Below are 22531 nucleotides of genomic sequence, written 5' to 3'. Positions count from 1 at the left end.
GAAGAAAATAACCACACTTACGTGTGGTTATGAATTATTTTTTTAAATTAACGTGTAGACGTCGTGGTAGACGTATTGTTGTTGCTATTGCTGCTACCGCCGCCGTCGCCGCCAACCAGTAAAGCAACCGCACCAACTGTCAGCGCGGTTGCACCCACTACGGCGGCCGTCGTTTCGCCATCACTTAATTGTGACGGCGATTCTGCGGCAGTCGCGCTAAATGTCGCGCCAGCCAACAGCATTGCTAATGCATAAACGGTCTTCTTCATAATTCCCCCTCATCAAGGATGAGGGAATAACCTACAACAGGCACGGAAATAACTCAAGGATAAACCTCGGGATTTTTCCTATTTGTCATCTTAAATACCATTGATAATTAAGGGATTTATTAGAATACCAGTGAGTTTCAGCCAATCTCTCATTATTTTTTAGATGATTAACAGAACATTATAGCAGTCAGATGAATTCGTTATGATGGGCTAATGAGTTGGTATAAAGCATCCTGAAAAAATAACGCCAGTATCGTAAAATTTTATGATAAAAAACAGCAAATTAGCCAATGACGCATGAGTAAACCACACGTAGTTCCGTTACGTTGACGCCCCTTTATAGCGCAGATCTGCAGTATTTCGTCCAGACGGCAGAAATATTACTCTTCAGGATAAAATAGTTCACATTGTTATTATTTAATTTTTACTTATCAACATTTATTTAAGCATGCTATAAGTTAAGATTATTTCGTTATTCTGATGATATTTTTGTACCTCTGTGCAGCATTTGCCAATGATCTTAAGGCCGCTACCTGTAACACGATCCCCGTCTCGACTATTTCCCGAGCGCATTACTGGTTTGCGCACTACTCTATCTGGCATCTGGCCACTTTACGCCACGTATCCGATATCTTTGTGCACCATTAATGCTGATTAACAACAATGAACCTTATTCACAGGTATAAATCTTACCGCATGCAAGTTTCAAGATAATTCCCGAAAACACCGATGTATTTATTCATTATTCCTGGCTGAAAATTGTATCAATCCTCACCATACTCAAAAATCAGATAAACATTAATAGCTCTTATTATTATTACATAAATATTAATTTTATTAATCCTGGCACAATAAGCAGTCATTTTCCACCGTGATGGCCGCTGCCGGATGACCCGAGCCCTGATAGCAAAACGCCCCGCCGTTACCGGCAGGGCGTATTCAGATCACGCTAGCGGGTGGATTACACTACCATTCCCAGCAGCAGGCAGCCCACCAGACCACACAGGGAGATGATGGTCTCCAGCATCGACCAGGACTTAATCGTCTCGCCAATGGTCAGGTTAAAATACTCTTTAAACAGCCAGAAACCCGGATCGTTAACGTGTGAGAAAATCACGCTACCGGAGCCAACCGCAATCACCATCAGCTCAGGGCTGACACCGGTTGTGGCAATCAGCGGGGCCGCAATACCGCCCGCCGTAATAGCCGCCACGGTGGCAGAGCCCAGCGCAATACGCAGCACCGCAGCAATCGACCAGGCCATCAGCAGCGGAGAGACGCTGGAGCCCTGCATCAGCCCGGCGATATATTTATCCACCCCGCTGTCTACCAGCACCTGTTTAAAGGCGCCGCCGCCACCGATGATCAGCAGCATCATGGCGATAATTTTGATAGAGCTGGTAATGGTGTCGCCAATCTCATCCATGGTGCGCCCGCGGTTCAGGCCAAAGGTGAAGATAGCAATGAGCACCGCAATCAGGGTTGCCATGACCGGATCACCGAAGAACTCCGCATAGGGCAGGATCCAGTGGCCGGAAGGCAGGGTCATTTCCGCCACCGCGCGCAGGGCCATCAGAATAACCGGCACCAGCGAGGTCCACACGCTGACGCCAAAACTTGGCATTTCGTCATCGCTGAAGGTTTTCGCGTTGTACATGCCTTCCGGCACCGGCTTATCGATCCCTTTGAGGAAGCGGGCATATACCGGCCCTGCGAGGATAACCGTCGGGATAGCCATCACCGTACCGTACAGCAGGGTTTTCCCCATATCCGCATGGAAGATAGTCGCAATCGCCGTCGGGCCCGGGTGCGGTGGCAGGAAGCCGTGAGTCACCGAGAGGGCTGCCGCCATCGGCACCCCCACATACAGCAGCGGAATACGGGCAGAGGCCGCAATGGTAAACACCAGCGGCAGCAGCAGCACAAACCCCACCTCATAGAACAGGGCAAAACCCACGGTAAAGCCCGTCAGCACAACGGCCCACTGAATATACTTACGGCCAAATTTATCAATCAGGGTGGTGGCAATGCGCTGTGCGCCGCCACAGTCTGCCAGGAGCTTGCCCAGCATGGCACCGAACCCCATGATCAGCGCCAGGCCGCCCAGCGTTCCGCCCACCCCGGCTTTAATAGAAGCAATAACTTTGTTTACCGGCATCCCCTGGAGCACCCCGACAGCCAGGGCCACAAGGATCAGGGCGATAAACCCATTCAGTTTGAAACGGATCATCAGCAGTAACAGCAAGATAACCCCAAGTGCGACGATAATGAGTGGCATGATGTATCCCGGTCTTCAGTTTGTTATCGGTAACCTGACCATCCGCAATCGGCCCGGTTCAGGGCAATATTTAAGGATGGCAAATAGACATACAGTATTGAGGGGTAATGCGATGCGGCGCGTCTTGTTGCGGGCCGTCATGATTACCCTGATGTCGTCCCGATAATGATACGGGTAACATCCCGGGAAAGAGAATCACCCGGCCAGGGAATATTCGCGAAATGCGATAGCCGTCAAATTATCTGCCAGCACAAAAAGTTGCTTACATTTCAGGCGCCGGGCTCTGGTTGTAACGCTGGCGGGTATCCTTCAGAAAGGAGCGTCATCAGTTCAGGAATGTGCGGGGTAATGGTCGTTTTTACCATTGCCGGAAAAAAGACCTGGGGCGACGGGAACACATCCAGCACATGGCAGTGATGCAGTGAGCGGCAGGCCACCTCAGAAACCGGCAGCAACGTAGCCACCGCCAGGCCGCTTTCGATCCAGTCGAGGATCGCCTCCGGCTGGGTAACATGCATGGCCACCTTCGGCTCAACGCCCCCTTTACGGAACAGATCGAGAAGCTGCTCATAGGTTCCCGCATCTTTGGCGCGGTGCAGTAACGCCAGCGGGTACTGACCAAGGGCCAGATACGGCATTGTGGTGCTGTCGGCCCGGGCTAACAGTTTTTTGCTGATAACCGCCACCAGCCGCACGGGCTCAAAAGCGTAGATATCCAGCCCCTCACTGCGCTGTGGCTTTTGTATCAGCGCCACATCAAGGAGCCCGTCATTCAGCTGAGACTCCAGATAACTGGAATCCGACACGGCAATGCTGAGCTCCATCTCCGGGTGCCGCTGATACAGCGCCAGCAACAGCGGCCTGAACCAGCGCTGGTAGAGGTGCGTCAGGCCAATACGCAGCACCTTCACATCACGATTAGCGATCCGGATGGTCTCCCGGGCGGCGTCTTCAGTCTGGCGCAGGAGCTCACAGGCCCGGCGATACAAATGATACCCCGCCTCTGTGGGTTCAATGCGGTTACCGGTGCGGATAAACAGCACCACACCAAGCTCCTCTTCCAGTTCCTGGATCCGCTTGCTCAGCGGGGGCTGGGCCATATTGAGCGCTTTTGCCGCCTGGGTAATCGAGCCCGACTCCACCACCTTGCAAAAATAACGCAGTCGCTTCAAATCCATAGGGTCACCTGGCCTGTCGCATCATCTTTTTGATCTGCTGGTTATCACTAAAACGGTATTGGCCCGGAAAATCACCGTGGGCTACCATAAACGCATACTGAAAATACAGGTAATATCATGAAAAACAAAGATAAAATACCCGTTCACGACCTGCGCTCTGCGCTGGAGCTACTGAAAACACTGCCCGGCGAGTACGTGGAAACCTTTACTGAAGTTGACCCCCACGCTGAGCTGTCCGGGGTTTACCGGTATGTGGGCGCCGGGGGAACTTGCCAGCGGCCGACCCGTAAAAATGGCCCGGCCATGGTGTTTCACAACATTAAAGGCTTCAGAAATACCAACGTAGCAATTGGCCTGAATGGCTCCCGTAAACGCGTGGGGCATTTTCTGAACTGCGCCCCGGAAAAGCTCGGCTTTCTGCTGAAAGACTCGGTAAAACATGCCATTGCGCCCGTGGATGTTAGCACTGGTAATGCGGTTTGTCAGGAAGTGGTTCACCTGGCAACAGACCCGGATTTTGACCTGCGTAAACTGCTGCCCGCCCCGACCAACACCGAAGAAGACGCCGGCCCCTACATTACCATGGGCCTGTGTTATGCCTCCGATCCGCAAACCCACGAATCCGATATCACCATCCACCGCTTATGCGTGCAGAGCAAAGATGAGCTCACCATGTGGCTGACACCCGGGCGCCATATAGATGCCTTTCGCATCAAAGCCGAAGCCGCAGGCAAAGCGTTACCGATCTCCATCAGCATTGGAGTGGATCCGGCAATTGAAGTGGCCGCCTGCTTTGAGCCGCCCACCACACCGCTGGGCTTTAACGAGCTGAGCATTGCCGGTGCCCTGCGTGGTCGCGCTGTCGAAATGGTGCAGTGCAAGACCATTAATGAAAAGGCCATCGCCCACGCGGAGATCGTCATTGAAGGCGAATTACTGCCAGACGTGCGAATGCAGGAAGATATCAACACCCATACGGGCCGCGCGATGCCGGAATTCCCGGGCTATACCGGTGAGGCAAAAGCCGCCATTCCGGTCATTAAAGTCAAAGCCGTCACCCACCGGGTTAATCCCATCTGGCGCACCACCCTCGGGCCTGGCGAAGAGCACGTTAATATGGCCGGGATCCCGACAGAAGCCAGCATTCTGGATATGGTCGAACGCGCCATGCCGGGTAAATTGCTGAATGTATTCGCACATTCCGCCGGGGGTGGTAAATTACTGGCCGTGATGCAGTTTAAAAAATCATCCGTAAATGATGAAGGTCGCCAGCGCCAGGCCGCACTGCTGGCGTTTTCAGCCTTTCCGGAGCTGAAACACGTTATCCTGGTTGATGAAGATGTGGATATTTTCGATACCGATGATGTGCTGTGGGCCATGCAGACCCGCTACCAGGGTGATATCGATACAATAACCATCCCGGGCGTGCGTTGCCATCCGCTGGATCCGTCTCAGGTGCCGGAATACAGCCCGTTCATAACCCAGCAGGGGATGACCTGCAAAACCATTTTTGACTGTACAGTGCCTTTCCATCTGAAAACGCACTTTGAACGGTCTACATTTAAGGAAGTGGACGTTAAACGCTTCCTGCCTGATTTCGAATAACAGGGGGAACCCATGAGTCAGCAACGTATTATTGTCGGTATCAGCGGGGCATCCGGGTTCCAGTATGGCGTCAGGGCGCTTGAACTGCTGCGCCCGCTGGATCTGGAAGTGCATCTGGTTATCTCCCGCGGCGCATACCAGACCTGCCAGATGGAGACAGACTACCGGATGGAAGAGGTGATTGCCCTGGCAGATGTGGTGCACGATATTGCCAACCTCGGGGCCTCCATCTCCAGCGGCTCGTTTAAAACCATGGGGATGCTGGTCGCCCCGTGCTCCATGCGCTCTCTGGCGTCTATCGCCCACTGCCTGACCGATAATCTGCTGACCCGTGCCGCCGACGTGGTGCTCAAAGAGCGCCGCCGGCTAGTGCTGATGGCCCGGGAAACGCCCCTGAATCTGGGCCACCTGCGCAATATGACCCTGGCCACAGAAATGGGGGCGGTTATTTTTCCGCCCGTACCGGCGCTCTACCAGCGCCCGCAAAATGCAGATGAGATGATTACCCACAGTGTCACCCGCGCCCTGGACCTTTTCGATCTCAACTTACCCCTCGCCCGCTGGGGCGAAAACGCCTGATACCGGCAGCCGGGGCTAAAGTATTTCCTGTCGCGAATATGGCCCCGGCGTTACTGTTTATCATGCCATTGTCGTGGTCACGGACCACATTTGTTGGTTAGCACTTCAGGTTGCCCGGTTATATACTGGGCACTGTTTTCTGCCCAGTTAGCCAGAGCCAACACCGCCTATGATCCCGGAACATGTCATTTTGCTGGATCCCCAGGGCAACCCCTGCGGCATTCAGGATAAAGCCACCGTCCACCACCAGGATACCCCGCTGCACCTGGCGTTCTCCTGCTGGATCTTTAACCCGGAAGGGGAGCTGCTCATCACCCGGCGTGCCCGCAGCAAACGCGCCTGGCCCGGGGTATGGACCAACTCGGTCTGCGGCCACCCGCAACAGGGGGAAACCTTTGAACAGGCGATTGTCCGCCGCTGCCACTATGAAACCGGCCTGACGGTAGAAGAGATAGCGCCGGTATACCCCGCATTCCGCTACCGGGCCCGCGACACAGGCCAGATAGTGGAAAACGAAATCTGCCCGGTGTATGCCGCCCTGAGCCAGATGCCGGTACAGCCCCGCGCAGATGAAGTGATGGACTGGCGCTGGATATCTTTAGAAGAAGCGCTGCGTGAAATCGACGGTAACCCGGACTACTTCAGCCCGTGGATGGTCTCCCAGGCCAGCCACCCGCCTGCCCGCCAGCAGCTGTTGCAGTATGCTCAGGCGCTGAAAAGCAACCGGCCCGCCTGGTCACGCCAGACCGGTGCCTGAGCCGCGGTAAACGGCGCGATTACGGTTTAATGTGCCAGTATGCGGCGGCCCGTAATAACTGAGGATCCAGCTGCGCTTCCAGCGGCGCACTCAGGCGCTTCACCTGTTTGCCCTCGCCGGTTATCCACACAAAATAGTCCTGTGCCGGTACTGTTATCTGCGCCAGTTGCTCTGCCAGCGACGCCTCATCACCGGCGGCAAACCAGCTGATATCCGCCCACGGCGCCAGCCCGTCCAGATACGCCTGGCTTGCCATATCATACAGCGAGACCAGCGCCCTGACGGCCGGGCGCTGACCACTGGCGGCAATGGTCTCCAGGCGGCGGCGCAATGCAGGCAGCCCGCTTTCATCACACACATACAGCTGCCAGTGATACTCAACCGGCACCAGCAGTGAGCCGCGCGGCCCGCCAATAATCAGCGGCGCGCCCGGCACCGCGTCCCGGGCCCACTGGCAGGCCACACCCGCATCATGCAGGTAGAAGTCAAAGGCCAGCTCCTGGCGCTCCCTGTCAAACAACGGCGTATAGTCGCGGCCCGCCGGGCGCACATCCCCCGGCCAGACGATACCGCTTTCCGTAACCTGCGGCGGGGTCAGTACCTGGCCCGGTGCCGGGAAAAACAGCTTGCAGTGATCGTCAAACCCGTCGCTGCTGAAACCGTCCAGATCCGGCCCCCCCAGCACAATGCGGCGTAGCGCCGGGGCAATATCTTCACAGCGCAATACGGTTAACTGACGAAAGCGCAGCTCGTTACGCACCCGGCGCGGATAATGAACAACAGCAGAAGGTTGGGCCATATTTCACTCTCTTAATGATTCGGATATACCTGACAGAGAATGATAATGATTATTAGTCACTAAAAATAGCCATGCGGTGCGTTATCCTGCTACCGGAAGGTTATCAGCAAGTCAATTTGTATGATGAATATAATCAAGTGAGATCTGTATCACACCTGCTCACCCGGTTCAGGGGTAAAACGTGATCAACAGAGATTACTGAGAGAGACCTGCCATGAAAGCCTATTTTGACCACGACCATTTTGAACACACCATGCTGGTAACCTGCTGGACCGTCGCCATTCTGGGGCTGCTGTCCTGCATCTGGATGGGAGAGGTCTTCTGGTAATGAAGACCCCGGCGCCCGGCATATCCCCCCACCACGTTGCCGGGTGCCTGCCCGCCTCAGGGCGTTAGCCTGGTCAGCTCGCCGTGAGTATCCGAATAAACACAGCAGTTGCGCCCGTGATGCTTACCGTAGTACATCGCTTTATCTGCCCGGCCAATCACATCATGCAGGAGCTCATTCTCCCCCACACATGCCATTCCGCCCGTCATCGTGACCTGCAGATTCTGGCCGGCAATCGCAATCGGATGGCAGGCCAGATACTCGCACAGGGCAGCACCGCGGGCACAGGCCTCTTGCTCGCTGGCATCCGCCAGCAGCATCACAAACTCCTCGCCGCCAAAGCGATAAATATGCTGGGGCTCACCGCTCCCCTCTTTGAGGATCCCGGCCAGTGCCCGCAGCACATCATCCCCGGCATTATGGCCCCAGGTATCATTGATGGATTTAAAGCGGTCGAGATCCATCATCATGATGTACATTTTCTGCTGGCGCTGCCGGGCCCGGCGGTAAAATAACGAAAAATGCTGATACAGCAAATGGCGCAGGGGCAGCCCGGTCAGGGCGTCATGTAAATTACGCAGTGAAAAGAGCTGTTCTTTGTAGCGGTCCAGGCTGAGGATAAACTGGTTCTGGGCCGTGAGATAACTATCAATCATCGCCTGGCTGGCGGTCTGGCTGATAATGGCCTGCGTTAATACCCGGGCCTGGTCGTGCATCTGGTGGTGGTAGTTATCAATATCGCTGATAAACTGGCCCTCTTCCACCTGTACCGACTGGTGCAGCTGATGCAGCCAGACACCAAACTGGCAGCGCCGCTCAGATAACGGATCCATCAGGGTTTCATCAACCCGGGAGTCATGCAGTGCGAGGCTAAGCAAATGGCCGGTCCATGCATAATGGCTTTTAATCGCATTATTCAGCGCCAGAATTGCCTGATCAATTTCCCTGATCGTCATTATCATTGTGGTATGTCCATATGGTTCCCCGCGGGAACAGTAGGGGAACCATAGAAGAAATTCTTATCCTGCACAATGGACGACAACCCGGCACACCGGTAACAGGCAGATGCCCCGCTACGGTGCGCACGTTTTGTCATGCCCGCCGCTTATTTCCGGAAATTATTAACACCCATTGGGATAAAAGCCGCTTAAATCCTTTCAGTTTAGCATTCATATAACAAATTTTACACTTACGCAGCAAATAATCCCGATTTTCGCCGCCGCCGCCAGGCTGGCGTAAAGCCTGCAATACTTAATGCGTATCATAAGATACGCGATCTCCGGGAGCATATTTTGAACAGATTACCTTCTGGCGCCTCAGCTCTTGCCTGTACCGCGCATGCATTGAACATTATTGAAAAATCCACCCTTGACCACGAGGAGATGAAAGAACTTAACCGGGAAGTCAGGGATTACTTCCAGCAGCACGTAAATCCGGGATTTCTGGAATATCGAAAATCCGTCACCGCCGGCGGGGATTACGGAGCCGTAGAATGGCAAGCAGGGGGACTCAACACGCTTGTCGACACCCAGGGAAGATCCTTCCTTGACTGCCTGGGTGGATTTGGCATTTTCAACGTAGGGCACCGTAATCCAGCTGTTGTTTCCGCCGTGAAACATCAGCTTGCCAAGCAGCCGCTGCATAGTCAGGAGCTACTCGACCCGCTACGGGCGATGCTGGCCAAGACCCTTGCAACCCTGGCGCCCGGTAAGCTGAAATACTGCTTTTTCTCTAATAGCGGTACGGAATCTGTCGAAGCGGCCCTGAAGATGGCGAAAGCCTGTCAGGCGCCAAAAGGTAAGTTTACCTTTATCGCCACCAGTGGCGCATTCCATGGCAAATCGTTAGGGGCCTTGTCCGCAACGGCCAAATCCACCTTCCGTAAGCCATTTATGCCGCTACTTCCGGGCTTCCGCCATGTGCCGTTCGGCGACATTGACGCCATGCGCACCATGTTCAGCGAATGCCGCAAAACCGGTGATGATGTGGCCGCCGTGATCCTTGAACCTATCCAGGGTGAAGGCGGTGTGATCCTGCCGCCGGAAGGCTACCTGACGGCCGTGCGTAAGCTGTGCGATGAATTCGGGGTGTTAATGATCCTCGATGAAGTACAGACCGGAATGGGCCGGACCGGAAAAATGTTCGCCTGTGAGCATGAAAATGTGCAGCCGGATATTCTGTGTCTTGCCAAAGCACTGGGCGGTGGGGTGATGCCGATTGGGGCGACAATTGCCACAGAGGAGGTGTTCTCTGTGCTGTTTGACAACCCGTTCCTGCACACCACCACCTTCGGGGGTAACCCGCTGGCGTGTGCGGCCGCACTGGCGACCATTCACGTTCTGCTGGAAGAAAACCTGCCAGGCCAGGCGGCCCGTAAAGGTGAATTCCTGCTTAACGGGTTCCGCCAGCTGGCCAGCCGCTACCCGCAGCTGGTGGCCGAAGTGCGCGGTAAAGGCATGCTGATGGCACTGGAGTTTGTCGACAACGAAATCGGTTATCAGTTCTCCAGCGAAATGTTCCGCCAGCAGGTGCTGGTGGCCGGTACGCTGAATAACGCGAAAACCATTCGTATTGAACCCCCGCTCACCCTGAGCGATGCGGAATGCCAGCAAGTGCTGGATGCCGCAGGCCAGGCTCTGTCTCGTCTTGCTACCCAGCAGAATGAGGCGGCGGCAGTCGCCAACCCATAATCCTGACCGGGCCTGGTCGTTTTCCTGCACCAGTGCCCGGTCCGTTTCCGCCAGTCATTTTCTTCTTTGAATCCCATCACATTCGCCAGTCACGATTTTTCCCTTTTTCCCGGCGCCAGCTAAATTAGTAACTCATCCGACCACATAATAATAAATGCACTGGAAGAGACACCATGAGCTACCCCTTGCTGTTTACCCCGCTGGATCTCGGCTTCACCACCCTGAAAAACCGCGTATTAATGGGATCAATGCATACCGGGCTGGAAGAGCACCCCCAGGGCGTTGAACGCCTGGCGGCATTTTACGCCGAGCGGGCCCGCCACGATGTGGCGCTGATTGTCACCGGCGGTGTCTCCCCCACTCCCTGCGGGGTGGGGATGCAGGGCGGTGCGGTGTTTAACCACCCGGACCAGATCCCCCACCACCAGGTGATCACCCGGGCAGTGCACGCCGCCGGCGGTAAGATAGCGCTCCAGATCCTGCATACCGGCCGCTACAGTTACCAGCCGCAGCTGGTGGCCCCTTCCCCGCTACAGGCGCCGATCAACCGCTTCGTGCCCCGGGAGCTCACCGGCGGGCAGATCCTGCAGCTTATCGAAGACTTCGCCACCTGTGCCGCGCTGGCCCGCCAGGCGGGCTACGACGGGGTGGAGATAATGGGCTCAGAAGGCTATCTGATTAACGAATTCCTCACCCTGCATACCAACCAGCGCACCGATCAGTGGGGTGGCGATTTCACCAACCGGATGCGCTTTGCGACCGATATCGTGCGCGCCGTGCGCCAGCGGGCCGGTGATGACTTTATTATTATCTACCGCCTGTCGATGCTGGATCTGGTTGAGCAGGGAAATACCCTGAGCGAAACCGCCCGCCTGGCCCAGGCCATTGAGCAGGCGGGGGCTACGCTTATTAACACCGGTATCGGCTGGCATGAGGCGCGGATCCCCACGATTGCCACCCCGGTGCCCCGGGGGGCATTCCGCTGGGTCACCCGCGCGCTAAAACCGTTTGTCTCTATCCCACTTATCACCACAAACCGCATCAACGATCCCGCAGTGGCTGAAGAGATCCTCGCCGCCGGGGATGCGGATATGGTCTCCATGGCGCGCCCTTTTCTCGCCGATCCGGCGCTGATCACCAAAGCGGCCCGCGGTCAGGCCGATCAGATCAATACCTGTATCGGCTGTAACCAGGCCTGCCTGGACCGGATCTTCGTGGGCAAAATAACCTCCTGCCTGGTCAACCCCAGAGCCTGCCACGAAACCCTGATGCCGGAACAGCCCGCCTCTCAACCCAGGCACATTGCCGTTGTCGGGGCGGGGCCTGCCGGGCTGGCCTGTGCGGTAACCGCAGCCGCCCGCGGGCACCGGGTCACCCTGTTTGATGGCGCCAGCAAGCCGGGCGGGCAGTTTACTATCGCCATGCAGATCCCCGGCAAAGAGGAGTTCAGCGAGAGCCTGCGCTACTACCGGGCAATGATCGCACAGCTCGGGATCACCCTGCGCCTGGATCACTGGGTCACCGCCGGTGAGCTGACCCCGTTCGACGAAGTGGTACTGGCGACCGGGATCACGCCGCGCCGCCCGCCGATTGACGGGATCGATCACCCCAGTGTGCTCAGCTATGTTGACGTCCTGCGGGATAAGCACCCGGTAGGTGAACGGGTGGCGATTATTGGCTGTGGCGGTATCGGCTTTGATACTGCCATGTACCTGAGCCAGTCCGGCCCCCTCACCAGCCAGGACAACATGGCCTTTTCCCGGGAATGGGGGATAGACACCACCCTCACCCGGCCCGGCGGGCTGGCACAAGGGGGGGCAGAGCATATGCCCAGCCCGCGCCAGATAGTGATGCTACAGCGCAAAGCCGGAAAGCCCGGCGAGGAGCTCGGGAAAACCACCGGCTGGATCCACCGCACCACATTGCTGGCGCGCGGGGTGCGCATGGTGCCGGGCGTGGAGTACCGGCGAATCGACGATGCGGGGCTGCATATTACCGTCAACGGTCAGCCGCAGTTGCTGGCGGTGGATAATGTGATTATTTGCGCCGGGCAGGAGCCGCGCCGGGAGCTGGCAGACGCCCTGGCCGCCCTGGGTATCACGCCCCATCTGGCGGGCGGCTGTGATGACGCCAGCGGGCTGGATGCCCGGCGGGCCATCAAACAGGGCACCCTGCTGGGCATGGCGCTCTAGCGGGATTTACGCATCTTCACCGATCTGAGCACCACAAACTTACCGCCGGTTGCCAGCGTCGTGCAGTTGCCGAAGATTTTCTTCAGTTTCTGGTAGTAGCCCAGGTGGCGGTTGCCGACAATCCGCAACTCGCCGCCAAACTTCAGGCAACGGCGGGCATCGGTAAACATCTGCCAGGCAATATGGTCGGTGATGGCGTGCAACTGGTGGAATGGCGGGTTACATAAAATGGCGTCGAAGCGCTCTGCCTCTACCCCGGCAAGGGCGTTATTCACCATAAACTCGCTGCGCGCCAGGGCATCCGGCAGGTTGCTTTCCACGTTCATCCGGCTGGAGGCCACCGCCATATATGACTCATCCGTAAACAGCACCCGGGCCTGTGGGTTCTGCGCCAGCAGCGCCAGGCCAATCACCCCGTTACCACAGCCCAGATCCACCAGCTCACCGTCCATGCCTTCCGGCAACTGGGGCAGGAAGACTCGCGCCCCGATATCCAGGCTGCTGCGGGAAAAGACATTCGCCTGGTTGTGGATTATCCAGTCGGTGCCTTCCAGCGGCCAGCTCTGCACTGCGCTGACGGCGTTAAGCGCCGGTGCGCTAAAGGTGCAGTTCACCAGGCGGGCTTTTTTCCAGGCAAGCGTGGTGGTGGTCGGGCCGAGGACTTTTTCAAACAGCGCCAGGGTTGAGCTGTGAATATCCCGGGCTTTTGCCCCGGCAATGATCCGGGTTTGCGGGGTGCAGACGGCGCGTAACGCGCGCAGTTGCTGCTCCAGCAGGGCCAGCTGTTTTGGCAGTTTAATAATCACCAGCGCCGGGGCCGCCGGTAGCGGTGCGCTACAGTCCTGAAACGTGACCAGGCTGGCATCCAGCTGGTTGGCCGCCAGGTTCTGGCGGGCGGCTTCCTGCGCTATCCACGAATCTGAAATCGTGAACGGATGGCGGTGATGCAGTGCACAGGTCAGGGCGCCGAAGGCGTCATTAAAGATAAGGGTCGCTCCGCTGGCCGCTGTTTCGCCCTCCAGTTGCTGCAACAGATACTCGTCTGCCGCCTCCCATGCCTGGAGCGGGGTCTCCTCTTTCATTTTCGGGAAACGGTGCAGCGTAAACTGCGTGGCTAAATCAACGTGGCTCATCGGCCCTCCTGAATGGTAAAATCCGCGCGTTTTATCCCTTATTCAGCGAGACTACGCAAACGCTTTTTGCCGGAAACACGCGAACAGATGACCACACTCACTTATTTACAGGGATATCCCGCCGCCCTGCTCAGCCAGGTCGAAACCCTGATAGCCCAGAACCGCCTGGGCCATATGCTGGAAAAACGCTACCCCGGTCGCCACGATATCACGTCCGATAAAGCCCTCTGGCAGTATACCCAGGATCTGAAAAACCGCTTTCTGCGCAGCGCGCCGCCCGTGAATAAAGTGCTCTGGGATAACAAAATTAATGTTATTCAGCAGGCCCTCGGGCTGCATACCGCCATATCGCGGGTGCAGGGCGGCAGGCTCAAAGCCAAAGCGGAGATCCGCGTTGCCACCGTGTTCCGCCAGGCCCCGGAGCCTTTCCTGCGGATGATTGTGGTCCACGAACTGGCACACCTGAAAGAGAAAGATCACAACAAAGCGTTTTATCAGCTCTGCTGCCATATGGAGCCAGGCTACCACCAGCTGGAGTTTGATACCCGCCTGTGGCTCACCCACCGGGCGCTGGGCGAAAACGGCGGCTGATCCCTGCCCTGTTCCGCCCTGAGTAAAAAATGGCGGCGTGTTGTTATCAATAATGGCGGCTTTATTGACGATTGACATAAATTGTCATATTTTAGCCACGCAAAGGGGAGTAACTTCATTGCTGGTGGATCGTCATTACGGAGCTGAACGCTCCCGGTCGCCAGGCAGTGTGTCCCGGTTTTAGATCCCGTGGCGTCATGCCGCAGATTCCCGGACAACATTGTAAGTGAGACCTTGCCGGAAGGCAGGTCCATTTGCATTGTGCGCAAAAAGGCTGATGTCTTCCGACACCGGCCTTTTTTGTTTTTGTTGACTGCTGACGGGCCGCCCCGTTAAAGCGCAAGGAATCTGTTATGCACAGTGTTGGTACTCCCCTGATGTGGGGCATCTTCGCCGCGATTGTTGCCGCGATGCTGGCCATTGACCTGATGATCCAGGGCCGCCGTGGCGCACACGCCATGACCATGAAGCAGGCCGCCGTCTGGTCTGTTGTCTGGGTCACCCTCTCTTTACTGTTCGCCGCCGGGCTGTGGTGGTATCTCGGCCCGACCCTGGGGTCGGAGGTAGCAAAAACCCAGGCGCTGGCCTTCCTGACCGGCTACGTGCTGGAAAAAGCCCTGGCTATCGATAACGTCTTCGTCTGGCTGATGCTGTTTAGCTACTTCTCAGTTCCCGTAACGCTCCAGCGCCGGGTACTGGTATACGGTGTGCTGGGCGCAATCGTACTGCGCACCCTGATGATTTTCACCGGCAGCTGGCTTATCGCCCGGTTTGACTGGATCCTCTATTTCTTCGGCGCCTTCCTGCTGTTTACCGGGGTAAAAATGGCCCTGACAAAAGACGACGACGGCAACGTAGGGGATAACGGGCTGATCCGCTGGCTGCGTGGCCACCTGCGCCTGACTGACCGGCTCGAAAATGAGCATTTCTTCGTCAGGAAAAATGGCCTGCTGTATGCCACGCCGCTGCTGCTGGTGCTTATCATGGTTGAGCTGAGCGATGTGATTTTTGCCGTGGACAGTATCCCGGCGATTTTCGCCGTCACCACGGATCCGTTTATCGTGCTGACCTCTAACCTGTTTGCGATCCTCGGGCTGCGCGCCATGTACTTCCTGCTGGCGGGGGTGGCGGAGCGGTTCTCCATGCTGAAATATGGCCTGGCGCTGATCCTGGTGTTTATCGGCATCAAGATGCTGATTGTCGATATCTGGCATATTCCGGTGTCGGCCTCGCTGGGCGTGGTCGGCGGGATCCTGGCGCTGACGCTGCTTATCAACTGTGCCGTTAACAAGGCAAATGACCGCAAACATCAGGCGGTAAAATAAGCGATTTCTCAGGTCCTTCCCCCACGGGGGGGACCTGACCCACCATAATTGACTGCCTTTTCGCCATTTTTCCACTAAAAAATGCGCACTTCCCTCTTCCCCGTGATGCACTTTCCCTTATACTGGCCAGGCAAACACAAAGAGTTACACCCAGTCATAAATGTAACAAAGAGTGCAATATGACCTGGTATCTCCACAACAGAGAACATCACAATGAAAAAACAGATGCGCCCGAGCGGGCTATTTTATCGTTTGTCCCAGGGGAGCCTGGTCAAACAAATTCTGGTGGGGCTGGTGCTCGGTATTATCCTGGCGACGGTCTCAAAACACGCGGCACTCCAGGCCGGATTACTGGGCTCGCTGTTTGTCAGCGCGCTGAAAGCCGTGGCCCCGGTGCTGGTACTGATGCTGGTGATGGCCTCCATCGCCAACCATAAAAAAGGCCAGAAAACCAATATCCGCCCGATCCTTATCCTCTACCTGCTGGGCACATTCTCCGCGGCGCTGACCGCCGTGGTGCTGAGCTTTCTCTTCCCGTTGACCCTGCACCTGGCCACCGGTAACGCGGATATTGTGCCGCCCTCCGGTATTGCTGAGGTGATGAAAGGGCTGCTGATGAGCGTGGTCTCCAACCCGATTGATGCCATTCTCAAGGGCAACTATATCGGTATTCTGGCCTGGGCCATCGGACTGGGCTTTGCCCTGCGCCACGGCAGTGAGAGCACCAAAAATCTGATTAACGATATGTCCGACGCGGTAACCTTTATTGTGAAGGTGGTGATCCGCTGTGCGCCAGTGGGGATCTTCGGCCTGGTCGCCTCAACCCTTGCAGAGACCGGTTTTGAAACCCTGTGGGGCTATGCGCAACTGCTGCTGGTGCTGGTCGGCTGTATGCTGCTGGTGGCGCTGGTGGTTAACCCGCTGCTGGTGTACTGGCAAATCCGCCGCAACCCGTACCCGCTGGTGTTCGCCTGCCTGCGTGAAAGCGGGGTGACCGCCTTCTTTACCCGCAGCTCCGCAGCGAACATTCCGGTTAACATGGCCATGTGTGAGAAGCTGAAGCTGGACAGGGATACCTACTCGGTCTCCATTCCGCTGGGGGCCACCATCAATATGGCCGGTGCGGCGATAACCATTACCGTGCTGACACTGGCGGCCGTGACCACTCTGGGTATCCCGGTTGATTTGCCAACCGCTCTGCTGCTGAGCGTGGTGGCCTCCCTGTGCGCCTGTGGTGCCTCCGGGGTGGCGGGTGGCTCTTTGCTGCTGATCCCGCTGGCCTGCGGTATGTTCGGCATCCCCAATGATATCGCCATGCAGGTTGTCGCAGTGGGCTTTATTATCGGGGTGTTGCAGGACTCCTGCGAAACGGCGCTGAACTCATCAACCGACGTGCTGTTTACCGCCGCCGCCTGCCTGGGTGAAGATGAAAAAGCCGCCGCCAGCAACGCGGTGCGCAGCTAACGCTCTGTAGTTTGAGGCCCCGCCACCGGCGGGGTCTTTTCTGCACTAAACGGGTCGATACCGCGTTTTTGCATCCGCCGGAAGCGGATGATATTCAGCCCGTTAATCAGCAAAAAGCTCCCCTCAATCAGGGTGCCGCCAATCGATCCCAGCCAGAAATTATGCGCCACCCAGCAGGCGGTGGAGCACCACATCACACAGCGGGTGGTCAGCCCCTTGCAGCGAAACAGCGCCCAGGTACTGGCTACGGTGCCCAGCACCGGCAGCAACTGCATGGCGTGCTCCAGCTTCGCAAGCCCGATACCCAGCGTCAGCACAATAAATACCGCCATCACCCATAAGCTGCGGGTGCGCATGGAAATCACGGTGCGCACCGCGTTCAGCATGGCGCTGGCGCCAGCGGGGGCGGAGCCCATCAGGAAGAAATGCCCGCCAATAATCGCGCTGTAGAGCGAAAGTTGCAGCTTAAAGCGCCGCTCATTGCGGTTAAAAAAAGTGGTAATGCCGATGAAAAACGCAATGACCCCGATACCCTGGGCCAGCCAGTACAGATCCATGATGTGCCTCCCGCCTGCTCCCATAAAAAAACGGCGCCATGCCAGATACCCGCATGATGCGCCGTTTTACTGTTGACCGCTAACCCGGATTACAGAGTGACACCGTTTTTAAAGATAGCCAGTTCACGGAAGTCATTGCGCTCATTGCAGGTCTGTTTGCCGCTGGCAATCTCCGCCACCGTATCAATAAACTGGTCCAGCACCTGGGGCATGGTTTTGCCGTGCAGTAACTGGCCCGCGTCAAAGTCTATCCAGTGGGGCTTTTTGGCCGCCAGCTCACTGTTGGTGGCGATTTTGACCGTCGGCACAAAACCACCGTAAGGGGTGCCGCGACCGGTGCTGAACAGCACCATATGGCACCCGGCACCGGCCAGCGCACTGGTGGCCACCGCATCGTTACCTGGCGCACTGAGCAGGTTCAGGCCCGGGGTTTTCAGGCGCTCGCCGTACTTCAGCACGTCCATCACCTGGCTCTGGCCCGCTTTCTGGGTGCAGCCAAGGGATTTCTCTTCCAGGGTTGTGATACCACCGGCTTTGTTCCCCGGCGATGGATTCTCATAAATCGGCTGATGGTGCTCAATAAAATACTGTTTAAAGTCATTCACCATGGCGACGGTTTTTTCAAAGGTCGGCTCATCATGGCAATGGCTCATCAGAATACGTTCTGCACCGAACATTTCCGGCACTTCGGTAAGAACCGTGGTGCCGCCATGATCGGCCATAAAGTCAGAGAAGCGGCCCAGCATCGGGTTCGCGGTGATCCCGGACAGGCCATCAGAGCCACCGCATTCCAGGCCAAACTTCAGCTCGCTGAGTTTACCCGGCACGCGTTTATCGTGGCGCATGGCTTCGTAGAGCTGATCCAGCTCAGCCACACCGGCTTCGATTTCGTCGTCCTGCTGCTGGCAGATCATAAAGTGGACCCGCTGCGGATCATAATCCCCCAGCGTGTCACGGAAGGCTGCTATCTGGTTGTTTTCACAACCCAGACCAATCACCAGTACCGCACCCGCATTCGGGTGGCGCACCATGTTCTGCAACATGGTGCGGGTATTGACGTGGTCATCGCCCAGTTGCGAGCAGCCGAACTGGTGGCTGAACAGAAACACGCCGTCAATGTCCTGCGCCTCGTGATGTTTTTTCAGGAAGCGCTGCTGGATCTGACGGGCAATACCATTCACGCAGCCAACGGTTGGCAGGATCCACAGCTCATTACGGACCCCCACCTCACCGCTGGCGCGCCGGTAGATCTCGATATCGCGATCGGACTCGTGATTATCGGCTGCGTGAAAATCAGGTTGATAGCTGTATTCATCCAGATCACTCAGATTTGTGCGCATGTTGTGGGAATGGAGATGCTCACCGGGCTGAACGTCGGCCAGGGTATGCCCAATCGGCAAACCGTACTTGATAACGTTCTCACCTTTGGCGATGGCGCGCAGGGCAAATTTATGGCCGCGGGCTACCGGTGCCAGCAACGTGATGCTGTTACCGTCCACACTGAGCGTCGTTCCCTGGTCGAGATCTTCCAGAGCAACAGCGACATTATCCAGCGGATGGATCTTAATAAATTGCATATCAACCTCGGTCTGGCTTTAGTTCAGTTCAATGCCAAAGTAGTCACGGGCATTGTTAAAGCTGATGTTTTTCACCATATTGCCCAGCAGTTCAATGTCTGCCGGCGCTTCGCCAGCGGCCACCCAGCGGCCAATCATCTGGCACAGGATGCGACGGAAATACTCATGACGGGTGTATGACAGGAAGCTACGGCTGTCGGTCAGCATCCCCACAAAACGGCTCAGCAGCCCCAGCTGTGCCAGCTGTGTCATCTGGCGCTCCATCCCGTCTTTCTGGTCGTTAAACCACCAGCCGGAACCGAACTGCATTTTCCCGGCAATGCCTTCGCCCTGGAAGTTACCGATCATGGTGCCCAGCACTTCGTTGTCGCGCGGGTTCAGGCAGTACAGGATGGTTTTCGGCAGCAGGTTTTCTTCGTTCTGCTTGCTCAGCAGCTTAGACAGCTCTTCCGCCAGCGGACGGTCGTTAATGGAGTCGAAGCCCACATCCGCCCCCAGCAGTTTGAACTGGCGCAGGTTGTTGTTGCGCAGTGCGCCAATGTGGTACTGCTGTACCCAGCCGCGACGCGCGTATTCCGCCCCCAGCCATACCAGTACGGCGGTTTTAAACTGGGCCACTTCGTGCTCAGTCAGGGTGGCGCCAGACAGGCGGCGGGCCAGAATGGCGTCCAGGGTGGATTCGTCTGCCTCAGCAAACATCACCACATCCAGCGCGTGGTCAGACACTTTACAACCGTGGGCGGCAAAGTGGTCCAGACGTTTGGTCAGCGCAGTCTGCAGATCGGCAAAGCGGCGGATGTCGGTATCAGACACCTGGCCCAGGGTTGCCATGTAATCCACGAAGGTGCCCTGTTCAATATTAAAGGCTTTATCCGGGCGCCAGCTCGGCAGCACTTTCGCGGTGAAGCTGGTGTCTTTTGCGATGGCGGCGTGGTGCTCCAGAGAGTCGACCGGATCATCGGTAGTACCAACCATCTTCACGTTCATCTGCTGCATAATGCCGCGGGCAGAGAAGTTGTCCTGCGCCAGCATCTCGTTGCACTGGTTCCAGATCTCATCCGCCGTGGCCGGGGAGAACAGCTTACCGGTAATGCCGAACGGGCGGCGCAGTTCCAGGTGGGTCCAGTGATACAGCGGGTTACCGATGGTGTGCGGCACGGTCTCTGCCCATGCGTTGAATTTCTCGCGATCGGACGCATCCCCCGTACACAGACGCTCAGCAACCCCGTTAGAGCGCATGGCGCGCCATTTATAGTGGTCACCTTTCAGCCAGATATCATACAGGTTACTAAAATGGTAATTTTCGGCAATCTGCTGCGTCGGTAAATGGCAGTGATAGTCGAAAATCGGCTGGTCTTTCGCGTAATCGTGGTACAGGCGACGGGCAAATTCAGTATCAAGCAGGAAATCTTCAGTCATAAACTGGGACATTACGGTAGTCCTCCGGACGGGTTATACGGATGTCATTCATCATATGATGCAAAGTTATCACACCAATTTCCCCTCGCTTATTTGATTTTTGTGCTTCATCTCACAAACAAGGAAGAAATAATACCAATCTTTCAAATTAAAAATCGCCACAAACCGCGCCACAGCTGGCTTCATACATGGATTTACATATCCATACAGTTGATAGCGCTTTTGTGATGTCACTCAACTTTTAAAGCTGTATGACAAGTTATCTTAGCCTCCGTCGCAACACATCTGCCTATGGAAAGATAAGTGCCAGTCTGCTGGCGCTCTGACGGTACGGATACCGGAGCTTGCCCAATACCTGACTATTTAATGGCAAACAAACGGGCTGTGCCGGGGCTCCCCCCCCTGCAAGTCCCTCGTTATGAACATCACTCTGGTGTCGTTGGTGGCCACTGTGATGAATAAAAAGACAGAGGTTTGAAATGCGAAAGATTAAAGGTTTACGCTGGTACATGATAGCGCTGGTGACCCTGGGCACCGTGCTCGGTTACCTGACGCGTAACACTGTCGCGGTGGCTGCCCCGACCCTTCAGGAACAGCTGCACATCACTACCCAGCAATACTCTTACATTATTGCCGCTTACTCTGCTGCTTACACCATTATGCAGCCGGTAGCCGGTTATATCCTGGATATCCTGGGCACCAAAATAGGTTATGCCATGTTTGCCGTGCTGTGGGCGGTATTCTGCGGTACTACCGCACTGGCAGGTAGCTGGGGTGGCCTGGCGCTGGCCCGTGGTGCCGTGGGTGCGGCAGAAGCAGCCATGATCCCGGCCGGTCTGAAGGCAAGCTCTGAGTGGTTCCCGGCGAAAGAACGTTCCATCGCCGTGGGTTACTTCAACGTGGGCTCCTCTATTGGTGCGATGATCGCGCCGCCGCTGGTAGTCTGGGCCATCGTATGGCATAGCTGGGAATGGGCCTTCATTCTGACCGGTATCCTGAGCTTTATCTGGGCGATGCTGTGGCTGTGGCTCTATAAACACCCGAAAAACCAGAAACACCTGACTGACGAAGAGCGCGACTACATCATCAACGGCCAGGAAGCACAGCACCAGACCGGTAACGCGAAAAAAATGTCTGCTGCGCAGATCATCCGTAACCGTCAGTTCTGGGGTATTGCACTGCCGCGTTTCCTGGCAGAGCCGGCCTGGGGTACATTTAACGCCTGGATCCCGCTGTTCATGTTTAAAGCCTATGGCTTTAACCTGAAAGAAATCGCGATGTTCGCCTGGATGCCAATGCTGTTTGCGGACCTGGGTTGCGTTATCGGTGGTTACCTGCCGCCGCTGTTCCAGCGCTGGTTCGGTGTAAACCTGATTGTTTCCCGTAAACTGGTCGTTACGCTGGGTGCGGTACTGATGATTGGCCCGGGCCTGATCGGTATGTTCACCAGCCCGTATGTTGCAATCGGTCTGCTGTGTATCGGTGGTTTCGCTCACCAGGCACTGTCTGGCGCACTGATCACCCTGTCTTCTGACGTGTTCGGTCGTAACGAAGTGGCAACCGCCAACGGTCTGACCGGTATGGCCGCCTGGACAGCAAGTACCCTGTTTGCCCTGGTTGTTGGTGCCCTGGCAGATACCATCGGCTTCAGCCCGCTGTTCGCTGCACTGGCTGTGTTCGATATCCTCGGGGCTATCGTTATCTGGACGGTACTGCAGAACAAACCCGCCAGTGAAGTTGAGGCAGAGCATCAAAGTCACAAAGCGGCAGAACAAAACTGATAAAATCCC

Annotated in this window: 18 protein-coding genes; 9 read left to right on the top strand and 9 right to left on the bottom strand. The window is 56.3% G+C overall.

Going from position 1 to position 22531, the window contains the following annotated elements; genetic code table 11:
- Nucleotides 1–47: 47 nt before the first annotated feature.
- The 3 genes from EBL_RS20420 to EBL_RS02310 form a co-directional block, all read right to left on the bottom strand.
- Nucleotides 48–269, bottom strand: a complete 222-nt coding sequence (locus EBL_RS20420) for a hypothetical protein (RefSeq protein ID WP_002441859.1) — start codon at nt 267–269, stop codon at nt 48–50.
- Between the two features lie 961 nt (nt 270–1230).
- Entirely contained in the window at nt 1231–2547 is a 1317-nt protein-coding gene (gene gntT / locus EBL_RS02315; RefSeq protein ID WP_002441863.1) for a gluconate transporter, read from the bottom strand.
- 269 nt (nt 2548–2816) lie between these two features.
- Nucleotides 2817–3725: a LysR family transcriptional regulator gene (locus EBL_RS02310; RefSeq protein WP_002441864.1), complete on the bottom strand. Its 909-nt coding sequence runs from the start codon at nt 3723–3725 to the stop codon at nt 2817–2819.
- 117 nt (nt 3726–3842) lie between these two features.
- On the opposite strand from EBL_RS02310, the gene EBL_RS02305 reads away from it, so the two are divergent.
- The 3 genes from EBL_RS02305 (at nt 3843) to idi (ending at nt 6666) form a co-directional block, all read left to right on the top strand.
- Nucleotides 3843–5330 carry a UbiD family decarboxylase gene (locus EBL_RS02305; RefSeq protein ID WP_002441866.1) on the top strand — a complete coding sequence of 496 codons (1488 nt, stop codon included), beginning with the start codon at nt 3843–3845 and terminating at the stop codon, nt 5328–5330.
- A gap of 12 nt (nt 5331–5342) precedes the next feature.
- Nucleotides 5343–5909 carry a UbiX family flavin prenyltransferase gene (locus tag EBL_RS02300; protein ID WP_002441868.1) on the top strand — a complete coding sequence of 189 codons (567 nt, stop codon included), beginning with the start codon at nt 5343–5345 and terminating at the stop codon, nt 5907–5909.
- 169 nt (nt 5910–6078) lie between these two features.
- Nucleotides 6079–6666 (top strand): isopentenyl-diphosphate Delta-isomerase, encoded by a 588-nt coding sequence (gene idi, locus EBL_RS02295; protein WP_002441869.1) that lies wholly within the window; start codon nt 6079–6081, stop codon nt 6664–6666.
- Nucleotides 6667–6685: 19 nt separating this feature from the next.
- On the opposite strand, the gene EBL_RS02290 is transcribed toward idi, so the two are convergent.
- Together EBL_RS02290 and EBL_RS02285 are read right to left on the bottom strand one after the other, a co-directional pair.
- Nucleotides 6686–7465: a siderophore-interacting protein gene (locus EBL_RS02290; protein ID WP_002441871.1), complete on the bottom strand. Its 780-nt coding sequence runs from the start codon at nt 7463–7465 to the stop codon at nt 6686–6688.
- Nucleotides 7466–7849: 384 nt separating this feature from the next.
- On the bottom strand, nt 7850–8755 hold the full coding sequence (locus EBL_RS02285; protein WP_002441872.1) for a diguanylate cyclase: 906 nt from the start codon (nt 8753–8755) through the stop codon (nt 7850–7852).
- 330 nt (nt 8756–9085) lie between these two features.
- On the opposite strand from EBL_RS02285, the gene ygjG reads away from it, so the two are divergent.
- Both ygjG and EBL_RS02275 read left to right on the top strand, forming a co-directional pair.
- Nucleotides 9086–10483 carry a putrescine aminotransferase gene (gene ygjG / locus EBL_RS02280; protein ID WP_002441874.1) on the top strand — a complete coding sequence of 466 codons (1398 nt, stop codon included), beginning with the start codon at nt 9086–9088 and terminating at the stop codon, nt 10481–10483.
- Nucleotides 10484–10656: 173 nt separating this feature from the next.
- On the top strand, nt 10657–12675 hold the full coding sequence (locus EBL_RS02275; RefSeq protein ID WP_002441876.1) for an NADPH-dependent 2,4-dienoyl-CoA reductase: 2019 nt from the start codon (nt 10657–10659) through the stop codon (nt 12673–12675).
- On the opposite strand, the gene rlmG is transcribed toward EBL_RS02275, so the two are convergent.
- Nucleotides 12672–13808: a 23S rRNA (guanine(1835)-N(2))-methyltransferase RlmG gene (gene rlmG / locus EBL_RS02270; protein ID WP_002441878.1), complete on the bottom strand. Its 1137-nt coding sequence runs from the start codon at nt 13806–13808 to the stop codon at nt 12672–12674. The two genes, EBL_RS02275 and rlmG, sit on opposite strands and share 4 nt — an antisense overlap.
- An 87-nt stretch (nt 13809–13895) precedes the next feature.
- Here rlmG and EBL_RS02265 point away from each other — a divergent pair, with 87 nt between their 5' ends.
- The 3 genes from EBL_RS02265 to sstT all read left to right on the top strand — a co-directional run bounded on the left by EBL_RS02265 (nt 13896) and on the right by sstT (nt 17188).
- Nucleotides 13896–14399: a M48 family metallopeptidase gene (locus tag EBL_RS02265; protein ID WP_002441880.1), complete on the top strand. Its 504-nt coding sequence runs from the start codon at nt 13896–13898 to the stop codon at nt 14397–14399.
- 353 nt (nt 14400–14752) lie between these two features.
- Nucleotides 14753–15724: a TerC family protein gene (locus EBL_RS02260; RefSeq protein ID WP_002441882.1), complete on the top strand. Its 972-nt coding sequence runs from the start codon at nt 14753–14755 to the stop codon at nt 15722–15724.
- A 213-nt stretch (nt 15725–15937) separates the two neighbouring features.
- Nucleotides 15938–17188: a serine/threonine transporter SstT gene (sstT, locus tag EBL_RS02255; protein WP_002441884.1), complete on the top strand. Its 1251-nt coding sequence runs from the start codon at nt 15938–15940 to the stop codon at nt 17186–17188.
- Here the strand turns inward: sstT and EBL_RS02250 are convergent.
- From EBL_RS02250 to uxaC, 3 genes are all read right to left on the bottom strand, one after another.
- Complete coding sequence (locus EBL_RS02250; RefSeq protein ID WP_002441886.1) at nt 17185–17745, bottom strand: YgjV family protein; 561 nt, start codon at nt 17743–17745, stop codon at nt 17185–17187. The genes sstT and EBL_RS02250 overlap by 4 nt on opposite strands.
- A gap of 89 nt (nt 17746–17834) precedes the next feature.
- Nucleotides 17835–19322, bottom strand: coding sequence for a UxaA family hydrolase (locus EBL_RS02245; RefSeq protein ID WP_002441888.1), 1488 nt, complete (start codon nt 19320–19322; stop codon nt 17835–17837).
- 18 nt (nt 19323–19340) lie between these two features.
- Complete coding sequence (uxaC, locus tag EBL_RS02240) at nt 19341–20753, bottom strand: glucuronate isomerase (RefSeq protein ID WP_002441890.1); 1413 nt, start codon at nt 20751–20753, stop codon at nt 19341–19343.
- A 467-nt stretch (nt 20754–21220) separates the two neighbouring features.
- On the opposite strand from uxaC, the gene EBL_RS02235 reads away from it, so the two are divergent.
- Entirely contained in the window at nt 21221–22522 is a 1302-nt protein-coding gene (locus tag EBL_RS02235) for an MFS transporter (protein ID WP_002441892.1), read from the top strand.
- Nucleotides 22523–22531: the final 9 nt, after the last annotated feature.

This window comes from Shimwellia blattae DSM 4481 = NBRC 105725 (assembly GCF_000262305.1).
In the GTDB taxonomy this organism is placed as follows: Bacteria; Pseudomonadota; Gammaproteobacteria; order Enterobacterales; family Enterobacteriaceae; genus Shimwellia; species Shimwellia blattae.
The sequence above is the reverse complement of the archived record's forward strand: the minus strand, read 5'-3'. Positions and strand labels throughout refer to the sequence as shown.

Bases quoted from the DNA above. Each gene is read 5' to 3' on its own strand.
- EBL_RS20420 (WP_002441859.1), bottom strand. From the start codon at position 269: ATGAAGAAGACCGTTTATGCATTAGCAATGCTGTTGGCTGGCGCGACA.
- gntT (WP_002441863.1), bottom strand. From the start codon at position 2,547: ATGCCACTCATTATCGTCGCACTTGGGGTTATCTTGCTGTTACTGCTG.
- EBL_RS02310 (WP_002441864.1), bottom strand. From the start codon at position 3,725: ATGGATTTGAAGCGACTGCGTTATTTTTGCAAGGTGGTGGAGTCGGGC.
- EBL_RS02305 (WP_002441866.1), top strand. From the start codon at position 3,843: ATGAAAAACAAAGATAAAATACCCGTTCACGACCTGCGCTCTGCGCTG.
- EBL_RS02300 (WP_002441868.1), top strand. From the start codon at position 5,343: ATGAGTCAGCAACGTATTATTGTCGGTATCAGCGGGGCATCCGGGTTC.
- idi (WP_002441869.1), top strand. From the start codon at position 6,079: ATGATCCCGGAACATGTCATTTTGCTGGATCCCCAGGGCAACCCCTGC.
- EBL_RS02290 (WP_002441871.1), bottom strand. From the start codon at position 7,465: ATGGCCCAACCTTCTGCTGTTGTTCATTATCCGCGCCGGGTGCGTAAC.
- EBL_RS02285 (WP_002441872.1), bottom strand. From the start codon at position 8,755: ATGATAATGACGATCAGGGAAATTGATCAGGCAATTCTGGCGCTGAAT.
- EBL_RS02275 (WP_002441876.1), top strand. From the start codon at position 10,657: ATGAGCTACCCCTTGCTGTTTACCCCGCTGGATCTCGGCTTCACCACC.
- rlmG (WP_002441878.1), bottom strand. From the start codon at position 13,808: ATGAGCCACGTTGATTTAGCCACGCAGTTTACGCTGCACCGTTTCCCG.
- EBL_RS02265 (WP_002441880.1), top strand. From the start codon at position 13,896: ATGACCACACTCACTTATTTACAGGGATATCCCGCCGCCCTGCTCAGC.
- EBL_RS02260 (WP_002441882.1), top strand. From the start codon at position 14,753: ATGCACAGTGTTGGTACTCCCCTGATGTGGGGCATCTTCGCCGCGATT.
- sstT (WP_002441884.1), top strand. From the start codon at position 15,938: ATGAAAAAACAGATGCGCCCGAGCGGGCTATTTTATCGTTTGTCCCAG.
- EBL_RS02250 (WP_002441886.1), bottom strand. From the start codon at position 17,745: ATGGATCTGTACTGGCTGGCCCAGGGTATCGGGGTCATTGCGTTTTTC.
- EBL_RS02245 (WP_002441888.1), bottom strand. From the start codon at position 19,322: ATGCAATTTATTAAGATCCATCCGCTGGATAATGTCGCTGTTGCTCTG.
- uxaC (WP_002441890.1), bottom strand. From the start codon at position 20,753: ATGTCCCAGTTTATGACTGAAGATTTCCTGCTTGATACTGAATTTGCC.
- EBL_RS02235 (WP_002441892.1), top strand. From the start codon at position 21,221: ATGCGAAAGATTAAAGGTTTACGCTGGTACATGATAGCGCTGGTGACC.